Source organism: Ethanoligenens sp., assembly GCF_047718355.1.
Classification (GTDB): domain Bacteria; phylum Bacillota; class Clostridia; order Oscillospirales; family Ethanoligenentaceae; genus Ethanoligenens.
Genome location: NZ_JBDNLG010000097.1, coordinates 1 through 10,672 on the forward strand (window position 1 = coordinate 1; position 10,672 = coordinate 10,672).

At 48.3% G+C, this 10,672-nt stretch carries 11 protein-coding genes and 1 pseudogene; 3 read left to right on the forward strand and 9 right to left on the reverse strand.

What is annotated here, in order from left to right:
• Positions 1 to 184: 184 nt before the first annotated feature.
• Positions 185 to 562 (reverse strand): MerR family transcriptional regulator, encoded by a 378-nt coding sequence (locus ABF463_RS12280; RefSeq protein WP_415533942.1) that lies wholly within the window; start codon positions 560 to 562, stop codon positions 185 to 187.
• Between the two features lie 86 nt (positions 563 to 648).
• Here ABF463_RS12280 and ABF463_RS12285 point away from each other — a divergent pair, with 86 nt between their 5' ends.
• Positions 649 to 1,038, forward strand: a complete 390-nt coding sequence (locus tag ABF463_RS12285; RefSeq protein ID WP_415533944.1) for a carboxymuconolactone decarboxylase family protein — start codon at positions 649 to 651, stop codon at positions 1,036 to 1,038.
• A 752-nt stretch (positions 1,039 to 1,790) separates the two neighbouring features.
• On the forward strand, positions 1,791 to 2,015 hold the full coding sequence (locus tag ABF463_RS12290; RefSeq protein WP_415533962.1) for an RNA polymerase sigma factor: 225 nt from the start codon (positions 1,791 to 1,793) through the stop codon (positions 2,013 to 2,015).
• A 256-nt stretch (positions 2,016 to 2,271) separates the two neighbouring features.
• On the opposite strand, the gene ABF463_RS12295 is transcribed toward ABF463_RS12290, so the two are convergent.
• On the reverse strand, positions 2,272 to 2,778 hold the full coding sequence (locus tag ABF463_RS12295; protein WP_415533946.1) for a GNAT family N-acetyltransferase: 507 nt from the start codon (positions 2,776 to 2,778) through the stop codon (positions 2,272 to 2,274).
• 185 nt (positions 2,779 to 2,963) lie between these two features.
• Between ABF463_RS12295 and ABF463_RS12300 the strand changes: the two genes are divergently transcribed.
• Positions 2,964 to 3,455: a plasmid recombination protein gene (locus ABF463_RS12300; protein ID WP_415533948.1), complete on the forward strand. Its 492-nt coding sequence runs from the start codon at positions 2,964 to 2,966 to the stop codon at positions 3,453 to 3,455.
• A gap of 479 nt (positions 3,456 to 3,934) precedes the next feature.
• Here ABF463_RS12300 and vanX read toward each other — a convergent pair whose 3' ends face one another.
• The 7 genes and pseudogenes from vanX to ABF463_RS12335 all read right to left on the reverse strand — a co-directional run bounded on the left by vanX (position 3,935) and on the right by ABF463_RS12335 (position 10,251).
• On the reverse strand, positions 3,935 to 4,543 hold the full coding sequence (gene vanX / locus ABF463_RS12305) for a D-Ala-D-Ala dipeptidase VanX (RefSeq protein WP_415533950.1): 609 nt from the start codon (positions 4,541 to 4,543) through the stop codon (positions 3,935 to 3,937).
• A pseudogene (locus ABF463_RS12310) lies at positions 4,540 to 4,953 on the reverse strand (ATP-grasp domain-containing protein); the annotation flags it as partial. The pseudogene ABF463_RS12310 and the gene vanX, both read right to left, overlap by 4 nt.
• Positions 4,954 to 5,282: 329 nt before the next feature.
• Complete coding sequence (locus ABF463_RS12315) at positions 5,283 to 6,401, reverse strand: ABC transporter permease (protein WP_415533952.1); 1,119 nt, start codon at positions 6,399 to 6,401, stop codon at positions 5,283 to 5,285.
• Complete coding sequence (locus ABF463_RS12320) at positions 6,398 to 7,084, reverse strand: ABC transporter ATP-binding protein (RefSeq protein ID WP_415533954.1); 687 nt, start codon at positions 7,082 to 7,084, stop codon at positions 6,398 to 6,400. The genes ABF463_RS12315 and ABF463_RS12320 overlap by 4 nt, the downstream gene beginning before the upstream one ends.
• Before the next feature lie 11 nt (positions 7,085 to 7,095).
• Complete coding sequence (locus tag ABF463_RS12325; protein ID WP_415533956.1) at positions 7,096 to 8,253, reverse strand: ABC transporter permease; 1,158 nt, start codon at positions 8,251 to 8,253, stop codon at positions 7,096 to 7,098.
• Between the two features lie 160 nt (positions 8,254 to 8,413).
• On the reverse strand, positions 8,414 to 9,049 hold the full coding sequence (locus ABF463_RS12330; protein ID WP_415533958.1) for a response regulator: 636 nt from the start codon (positions 9,047 to 9,049) through the stop codon (positions 8,414 to 8,416).
• A 29-nt stretch (positions 9,050 to 9,078) separates the two neighbouring features.
• Positions 9,079 to 10,251 (reverse strand): sensor histidine kinase, encoded by a 1,173-nt coding sequence (locus ABF463_RS12335; protein WP_415533960.1) that lies wholly within the window; start codon positions 10,249 to 10,251, stop codon positions 9,079 to 9,081.
• Between the last annotated feature and the right edge of the window lie 421 nt (positions 10,252 to 10,672).

Sequence of the window (10,672 nt, forward strand, 5' to 3'; positions counted from 1 at the left end):
GGTACGGATTGAATCAATTTAGGTTGCTGTGTTACAAAAATGCTTGACCACAACAAGTAGCTTGCTGCCCGCGCCCAATGGGCAGGGTCCATAAGGGAGCAGCAAAAGAAAATATGATGGACAGACAACAGATGTGTATGTATAAAAAAGAGGATGCCTATTTAAAAATAGGTATCCTCTTGACTTATTCCGCAGATTCATGTTGTTTATCTATTTCCGTTTGATAATATTCAATCTTGTCGTCCAAATGTCCAAGACTTTCCTGAGATTTTGCAATTTGTTCTTTAAGAACAATTCTATGTTCTTTAAGCATTTCCATCCTCTCAATTAGCGTGGAATTGCCTTTGACCCTCAATTCTGCATATTTTCGAATTTCTTTTATAGACATATTGGTATCCTTCAGGCGTTTAATAAATTGAATCCAACTGACATCATTTTCCGAATAGCAACGTCTTCCGTTGTCCTTGCGGGCGGGGATGATTAATTTTTCTTTTTCATAGTACCGTAATGTATGGATGCCTAATCCCGTAATTGTAGAAAATTCACCCATTGAAAAATTCATGCGAAATTCCTCCAAAAAAGCCCTTGACATAGAGTTAACTCTACATTGTATAGTGTGAGTATAACATAACAAGGAGGATTTTTCAAATGGAAAGTGAACGCTTCAAAAGGGGAACTGAAAGGTTAAGTGAAGTAGACAGTACAGCCGGGGAAAATGTCATAGCCTCACTGGATGCGATAGCGCCGGACTTAGGAAGGTACGTTATCGAGTTTGCGTTTGGAGACATTTACTGCCGGGAAGGGCTCTCGTTGCAGGAACGGGAGATGATTACTATTTCCAGCTTGCTTACCGCCGGAGGTTGCGAGCCTCAATTAGAGGTTCATATTAACGGGTCTTTGAATGTTGGTATTTCTCCCGAAAAAGTGATTGAAACCTTTATTCAGTGTCTTCCCTATACAGGGTTTCCAAAGGTGCTTAATGCTGTTAATGTAGCTAAAAAGGTCTTTGCTGAAAGAAACATCAAGGTTGGTAAATAGACGACAAATATAAGAGATAGCGAACTATAAAATAGCCTTATATGCCTACCATGCGGGAAAATAAAAAAAACCGCGTATGGGGCAGATGATATTCTACGGCTGTTTTTCAACCACAAGTCCTAACGGCGGTTTTGAAATAAAAAATCAAAGCCGCCGTATTTCTTTGCAAAAAAGGAGATTGCGAAGGGCGTAATAGTTACGTCCTTTTTGACAAGGCGGCTTTGGGACAGGATGATTTTATATGTACCCGAAGCCACTTTCTCTTATCCCTAAGGAGCCGCCACTTTACAGTGACGGTTTAGCTTAGCTGATGTTCTCGTCCTATATAATTTCAAGAAATCACAGCAATTCGTGGGGTGCTTCTGCACTCATTTTTCATTCGACACCATTCGAGATTTTTCTCGGATAGGTGTTTTTTTGTGCTCTTTTTTAACTGGCATTTTATCTGACAAGCCCCTGCACCACTTCGGACCAACATGGCCCGAAGTCCAGCCTCGTTGCCGTTCCCCACCGCACCCCGTTTCGATGCCTATTCACCCTAAAAACGAAACGGAGGAATCGTATATGACAACAATCAATTTGCGGAACTTTTACCCGTGGTGCAAGGAAGATACATTCGTGGAAATCACGGATGAAATGCTGGAAGCAATGAAAGCGGCTAACCGGCAAGAATCCGCATACAAGCGGCGTACTTACAGCTACAAAGCACATTATACTTTGGACATGGGCGACGGCATTGAAAACAACTGGTTATCAAGCCTGAAACGCCGGAGGAAATCTATATCCGAGAAGAAGCGATGCGCGAGCTTTTCGCCGCCATTGGGCAGCTCACGAAGATTCAACAGCGGCGGCTAATCGCTTATTACTTTGAAGGTATGAACTTCCGGCAGATTGCGGAGATGGAAGGAGTGAACCACGGAAGCGTAACTCAGTCGGTCAAGGCCGCACTGAAAAAGCTGAAAGGCTTTAAAGCATAGCAGCACTTAACCCGCGCCGCCGGTTTGCGGATTGGCGCGCACCATGCAAAAGCGGAGTGTGGAGAAAAACCGCACCCCGCTTTTGTGCGACCTTTAGGCCGCAAGTCCCCGTAGGAGCGTTCCCCCCTCGGAGAGCCCACGGGACACTTTGCCGCGAAGCGGAAAGTGTCAGAGTGGGTCATATACTTCATGGAAGTATATGACCGTAGCTGCTGCGTTTATATGGAATTCCCATTTTGCTCAATAATCGCCATATTCATCCTTTAATGAGTGAATACATTTTCATATCTAAAATGTTACCGGTTTTCACCGCATTACTTCTAAGTGTTCCCTCATATTCGAATCCACTTTTTTCTAGGATTCGGCAGGACGCAGCATTGAAAACAAATGGTTCAGCAAAAATACGGATAATGTCGGTATGTTCAAAAATATAATGGCACACTTGCTTGACCGCACTGGTGCCTAAGCCTTTACCCCAAAAAGGTTCGGCTATATAATATCCCATTTCGGCAGTACGGAAATGAATGTTATCCTTGCGGAACACACCAATGCTTCCAACAACTGTATCATCGAAAGTAATAGCAAATGCAAAAGTCGTATTTTCATCAGCATTCAACATTGCCTTTATAAAATCTTTCGCATCGTTTTCGGTATATGGATACGGCAATCCATCTCTCAGATTATTCTGTACGTTCCTGTTGTTTAATGCTTCAGCCAGTTCAGGTACATCTTCCATTTCCCAACACCTTATTTTGCACTCCATTTCCGTTTCCCTTCTTCCTCAAAAGACAAATGATCAGCATTAAAACTATAAGCGCTATTATACAACATTTTCCTTAACTTCACAATTCTATCTCACTTCGGGTCAACATGGCCCGAAGTTTCGTTTTACCCTGCGCCCGTCCAAAAGTTTCAGAAATATCATGGTAATTGAAAGGGGGGCATGTCATGCCGAAAACAGACAGGTGCATTGTCCGAAACGAAGCCTACCAGAAGAAAAGCGTATCCATTCGGGAGCGCCACAACGAACGGAAAAATCAGGAGTACAGCAATCCCGACATTGTAAAGGATCGCTCCTATCTGAACATCCATTTCAAAAGCTGTGACGGCGGTTACGCGGAAACCTTTGACCGGATGATTACGGACGGCACCATCAGTACGCGCGGCCTGCAACCAAGCGCAAAGGTGATCGACGAACTGATTTTTGATGTGAACACCGCCTATTTCGACCGCAACGGCGGCTATGAATACGCCAAAGAGTTTTTCGCGGAGGTCTACCGGCTGGCGGTCAAGGAGGCCGGGGGCGAACAGTACATACTGTCGGCAGTCATGCACGCCGACGAGCGCAACCGCGCCCAGTCGGAACAGCTTGACCGGAACGTGTTCCATTATCACATGCACGTCGTATATATCCCCATCGTGGACAAGGAAATCAAGTGATCGAAACGCTGCAAAGACCCGGCCTTGCTAAAAAGGGCGTGACCGCTGACAGTTTGCACGAACGAGCATGAAAGCTCTAGCAATGACGCGTCAGACCGATTCCCCTCGTTGTAGTTTAGGCATGAGCAACTGTACAGCAAAGCGCTGTATGGTGCCCTACCCAGTGTAAACCAGCTAAGAGAACGCAATAGGGTGGACAAATATTTGTGCGAGCCAAAATGATCAAAGTTAGGTAAGCCCACGCCTACAGCAAGGTCTTATCTCATTCTGGAAAGTATTATGCTGCGGTGGGGCTATGATGTTCTCGCAGCTTCCGGGCGTGCTCTTCCGGGTTAATTCAAGAATCAAATAAGCATAAGAGACCAGAACATGTAGGTTCGGGCTTCCTTGATGCAAACTGGCTGTCATAGCATTAGCCTTAGACCAGTAGTTTTACATCGCCGTCTTTCGACGGGCTAAACAAATATTTATTTCTCGCATCATAAGATGGAAAAATTAAAATAAGTATTTGGATAAGGCTCCTGCTTCAGTGTGTAATGCCACCACTCACAATTGTATAGAACAAAACCGCAGAACTCCATGATAGAACAAAGGGTTTGTCGATTTCTCGCTTCAACTTGTGTGATCCCTTTTGCCCCATGATGTGAAACCGAATCCATCAGATCAAAGTCACCTCCCATTGGAACAAGTGTACCGGTAGCTAAATGATAAAGCGTTAAGTCAATTGTACCGCCCCGACTGTGACCCGACTTAGCAGCCACATATCCTTTTTCCACTATTTCAGTTTTGTCGATATTCGGATAGTGTTTTCCTTTCGTCCGACCGTATTCCGGCTGTTTTGACCAACGCAAAAAACAATCCACGGCACTTTGAGGTCGATAACCATCCCAAAGGAGCAAGCCAAAGCCAGAGGATGCGGCTTTGGCTTGTGCTTTTTTCAGAGCCGCACACATGATTATCGTACCGACAATTCGATTCGCTAAATATCCGTCCACCGGCCTTCCGGTAAAATTATCCCATGTGGCGTATTTGGCATCCCAACGTATTCCGGATACCATCTCGTCCACAAAGACAAAATCATTTTTCATCGTCTTTCTCCTATCATTGCCAACGACACGACACGGTTGATTACTTCGGTAAGTGGTAACCCCGCGGCCACCATCATTCTCGGATAACGGCTGTATGAGGTCATGCCAGGCATTGTGTTAACTTCGTTAAGTATTACCTTCCCATCTTGCGTCAGGAACATATCCACCCTCGAAAGTCCCCTGCAGCCCAAGGCGTGATATACGGCTTTGGCCGTTTCCTGAACGAGCAGGCGCGCTTCCGCCGAAATGTCAGCGGGAACGATTATTGTTGAGTCTTCTGAACCGTTCTCAGGCTTATTCTCCTGATGGATTCTGAAAAAGCCATGAGACAAACAGACTTGATCTATCTCGCCTGTAATCAGCTCCGTATCGTTTCCTAATATCGCACATCCCACCTCGCTGCCGACGATACCCAAGGCAAATGTTACAAGCACGGCAACCCAATAGGGAGATTACAATATATTTCCGTACAGAGAACCAGCCTAAACGTAAGCGTCAAACAATCTGTTATATGGACACGCTCCCATCAACATTAGAAAATAGGCCTGAAAAAGCCTCAAGAATTTTTTTAGAAAAAGGCTAGGAACTCCAAAGGAGGACACTCTCATGGAAACGCGGGAAGTGGCACACGCAGATTGACTGTAATAATGGACCACCTTTACTACTGGTTATTGGACATCAACTTGTGTTTGTCAACCAGAAAGTTGGCCACCTGTTCACGATTTAAGTCGAAGTGGAATCACACACTGAAATTTGCGTGCCCGAAAAAATTGTGAAAAATGCCCGGAAGAATGCTAAAGACCGAAACCAGAATGGGGATGGTAAGCGCGGCCAGCGAACCTTGCACATCGTAAAGCACCAATGGTGCACCCTGTGGCATATAAATAGTCTGATTGAGCAGCCATGCCGTCAGCGAAGTTAGAATAACGCCAGCGCCATATCCCATAAAACAGACCAATACGGTTTCTTCCCAGAGTTTGCGCACCAGCCGCCGTTTAGGGTAACCAATTGCGCTCAGGATAGCAAACTCCTCTTGTCGGGTGGCGAACGTGATGACATTCAGGTTGCCCAACGCGATGCAAAGAATGACCACCATCATGGCGGTGATAATAATGGCAAGTATCTGCATCATCTGCAACTGCCCGTAAAGTTGGTTGGAAAACGTATAATAATCCAATACCATTGCGGTTCTGGGCAGCAAGTTCTTCAAGGTTTTCTGTGTCTGGACAGACATATGATCGATGCGGTAGATGAGGGAATATTGCCGCATTACGTCCCTTGGCGTACTCTCCGTCTGGCAGACTACCGCAAATACGAGCGGGCCATCCAGCAGACCGGTGATAACGTAGCGCCCGGGCAACTGATATTTGTCCGCAATCTCGGTGCCCACCGCGTCGCCCACGTTCAAACCATTTTGCAGCACAAAGTCACGTGTAACAAGAATTTCATGGGCATTGTCACGTGGCATCCGACCCTGTGACAAACGCATATGATAGATGCGCAGGAGAGTAGCGGCGTCGGCGGCATACATATTGAAAATCGTCATACTGGAACTGGCCATTCCGCGGCTGTAGCGCAGACCGCCGTTCAAGTTATTGAGCACCGGAAGAGGATTGGCGTTCTTTTGCGCATCCAGCTTTTGCAAAAAAGCAGGCGGCAGGGCCACATCGTTTGTGGAATAGACCTCTGTACAGGTTTTCATAAGGTTCAGCGATCCATTCAGCGTTGTGTCTGTCGTGGTTGCGCTGAACAGTCCATAAAAATTGACCAGAAACACGCAGATTGCCATGGCGAAGAAAATGGTGAGTGCAGTTTTAGCATTGTTTTTTAGATAGAGCAATGGGGAAAGCGGTTTCATGGCTGTCCCTCCGCTTTTGGGGAGGTGATCTCGGTAATGGCTCCATCCCAGATACGGATGATGGTGTCCGCATTTTTCAAAATGCTCTCATCGTGTGTCACGATGATGACCATGGCGTGGGCGGTATACTCCTCCAGCAAAGCCACCACGTCGCGGGCGCTTTGGTGATCGAGAGCGGCAGTAGGTTCGTCGCAGAAAATGACCTTGGGATCGTTCATCAAGGCACGGGCGATGGCAGCACGCTGCCGTTGCCCGCCCGAGAGCTGGTAAGGGCGTTTCCCTGCCGCGTGGGCGATACCTAGCCGCTCCAGAAGCGATAAGGCCTTATCCCTCGCAAGCCTGGTGTTTTTGTTTAGCGGTGTAAGCAAGTTTTCCAGCACGGTCATATAGTTGATAAGGAAATGCCGTTGAAATACAAAACCAAATTCATTTCGCCTCAAGGTGGCAAGCGCGGACGCGCCGAGCGGGCCATAAGCCGTGTCGTTATACGCTACATAACCGCTTGTGGGGCGGCGCAAACCGGCCATGGCATAGAGCAGAGAACTTTTTCCACTGCCGGAGGGGCCGAGAATGCCAATGAGTTTATTGCCGCTAAGGGTGAGGTTCACGTCCTGCAGGGCCAATGTCTGCACTTCTTTTTCCATGTCATAGATCAGGTTGATATGTTCGAGTGTGAAGGTCATATTGCCCCTCCTTAATTTTTCTCAATGATAGAAATGGCGTCCACCCGCCCGATGAGTCGGAAAACCGGAATAAGCGTGAACAGAGTGGTGAATAGAGGTGCAAGCAGTGCCACCACGGCAGCTTTCCCATACAGGTAGACGCCCACCCCACCGATTCGTTCAAACGCATTGTATGTAACAATGCGGCAGATCACGATCGCAAACGCCATGCCCAGTGCAAAACCGAATAGGTTGGTGATTGTTACTTCCAGAAACGCGCGCCACAGAAGGTCACCTCGGGTATAACCCATAGCATTGAGTACACCAAATTCACTGCGTCGCTCAAAATACTGTGCATACTTTGAGCAAACCAGGCAGACTACCATCACAAAAATGGACAGCACCGCAAATCCATCCAGGATATTCACCGACTGCGTAGTAGCCTTGAACTGTGCGGCGGCGCGCGACGGTGTCCAGACAATCAGATTCTTGCGGATGAGCGGCTGCACCGCTTTTTCCGCTTCGGCCATCTGTCCCGCTTTCGGGAAAACCAGAAAGCCGCGCGCCAGTTGTGTGGCGCGGTCAGTCTGCTCCATTGCGGGATACGGCTTGCCCATGATACTCAGACTGCTGTTGCCACGCAGAATGCCAACAACCGTATAATCGCCTTTTAGATACTGGGTTTTGTCCAGATTGGAGCCTACACGGCTACCCACATGAAGGTGATTGTTTATCGCGACGCGTTCATCCAAGGCAGTCTCATTCTGCCCGTTTTGGGGTAAGCGGCCTTGCAGAATATGAATTTGAAATTTCGACAGGAAATACCGGCGATTATCGTCGCCCACTCCGAAAACGGAGATACCATTGGATGTGCCGGGCAAATTGAATGCAATGGTTTGGAGGGACACCGGTACCAGCCGGTCAATGTGCAAATTGTTTTCCAGATCTGCGATGGTCTGCGCAGGCACCTGCGGGACGGTATCGCTTGGAAACACTTCCATAGCGACATGCAGTTCCGCCCCATCTGTTGCCAGCACGGAGAGCATGATGGAATGCACGAAGCTCTCCATGAGATACAGGAAACAGATAGCAGTGATGACGGATGTGACGGAGGCAAAAAACTGACGTTTGTTGCGGCGGAAATAGAGGAGGGGGGAAAGAGGCTGCATTGTTTCACACCTTTCGTTCATTTTGGTCTGTTGCCGGATGGGTATGTTACCAGTTTACCTGAAAACCCGCGGGCAAAAAAGTAACCGCAGTCATGATTTTACCCATGACTGCGGTCATGGTATCCGGGTACAGTCCCATCCCCCATCTGATTGACCACGCGGCTCAAAAAGAACGACCACTTTATTTATCCAGCATTCTGCGCAATGCCAGCGCGGCGGCGGTGCGGTCATATATGCCCAATTTGGAGTACATACTGCTCACATGGTTTTTCACCGTGCCTTCCGACAGGCAAAGCGTTTGGGCAATCTGCTGGTTGGTGCATCCCCCGGCTAACAGATTTGCCACGTCGCGCTCCCGCCCGGTCAATTCCGTCAAAGCCACGGAAAAAGCAGTCGCGGCAGTGCGCAGATGTTTCGTCAGTTTGTCCGCCAGCATGGCGGGCCATGTAAATTTTCCCTGGGCTGCGTCCCGAATCGTCTGGATGAGTCGATCGGCTTCTATATCTTTCAGCAGGTAGCCAATGGCCCCATTTTTTAATGCCTGCACGATGCTTCCGTCATCATCAAACGTGGTGAGAACCAATACGGCGATGTCCGGATACTGTTTTTTAATTGCCGCTGTGGCCGCCACGCCATCCATGATGGGCATGCGGATGTCCATCAGCGCCACATCAGGCGTTTGTACACCGCAAAGCACACAGGCCTCCGCGCCGTCTGCCGCCAACCCAGTTACGGTGATGTCCGGTTCCAGTTCCAAAATGGTTTTTAGGCCATCGCGCATCAATGTCTGGTCATCAGCAATCAATACCTTTATCATAAAAACCCCCCGCACAGATTCAAAAACAGTCATGAAGCGAAGGCTGGCAGCCAAATTCGGATAGAAAATCCCTTCCCTTTCTCGGTTTGGATACGCAATGATCCGTTTGCCTGCTCCACGCGAGACTGCATGGCGCGAATCCCGAAACCGGGCGATACGGCGGTGGCACCCGCCCCGTTATCTGAAAGAGAAAAACGAAGTCCGTTCTCTTCCCGAACGAGAGCGCATTCCACCGCCGTGGACTTCCCGTGACGCAGGCTGTTGGTCAGTCCCTCCCGCAGGCAGGTGTATAGGATATCTCCCGCCTGTTTGGAAAGCGGAATGTTGCGGTCAATACGGCAGGTGACAGTAATGCCAGTGTGAGCGGCACAATCCTGCAGTAGGGTTTCCATCGCGTTGAGCGGGTCTAGCAGTGATTTATCCTCCTCCAGTATCCGCACCGAGGCACGGATGGCATGTAGCCCTGTGCGCACCTGCTCTTGCGCCAGTGTGAGTTTTTCCATCGCGCGTGACGAATCCCGTCCAATCAGCCGGTGGGATGCTTCCAGTTCCACCAGTACCGTTGTGAGGGTATGCCCCACGGTATCATGTATCTCGCGGGCGATGCGGTTTCGCGCATCGGCGGCTGAAGCCTGCACCGCCTGCTTATAGGCCACTTCCAGTTCACGCCTGCGTGCTTGCGCCTGCACTTTTTCCACCATGCTGTCCCGCAGTGCGTTTTCCAGCCGTTCATTCTGCATTCTCAGCCGCTTAATGAGCATAAAAATCAGAGAAAAAAGCACAAATGCGGCGGCGCAAAGCAGCAGACAAGGAAGAAACCACACCATGCGACCATGCAGAACATTGAACAACTTGGTGACACAAATACCGAAGTCCACACACACCAGCAGAGTAGCAGATTGGGCATGCAGATCCAGTATGGCATCGCCAATGAGAAACGGCCCTAGAAACAGGCTCGCTCCGGAAGGATCCATCGCCATGATGACGCCAACCACAACCAGATCGACCAGCGAGGAAAACAGACAGGCTGCTTGCTTTTCATACAGCAAAAATGTGTGGACGGTATAATTACTCAAAAAACCAAACGAAAACAGAAGGAGAAGAAAACGCGCCTGAGAACTCAAAAGCGACACGGCAAACAGCGTGATACAAAAGGCAATGTAATTGACGGTATGCATGATGATACGTACGTTCAACGTCACAGGCTTTCCCTCCAATGAGGCATAATACAATATCCATCCATATTATCGGGGATTTTTTATCTGATTGCAAGAGAATCCCACAAATAAAAGTCCCAAGTAACACAGAATTTTTCGATGGATAGATAACGCTCGTAGGCAAGTTTTGCAGGTTCAATACTGGACTTTGTATCGTGAATGTTTGCCGCATGTACGACGACTGAGAGCAAACTTTCCATTGCATCTATAACGATGTGACGTTTTCGGTTTTTCCTCGGTCTATACCGCCTTTCTCCCCGCCTCCGTTCCTATCTATCAGTTATCTTTCTGTATCCATCTAAAAATATTGTGACCAGGCTTTGCAATTTTTGAACCTTGTAATGGCTCGGCTCGCCTCCACCACTTAAAAGCCCGCTGTATAGCGGGCTTTTCCCATGTCTATGCG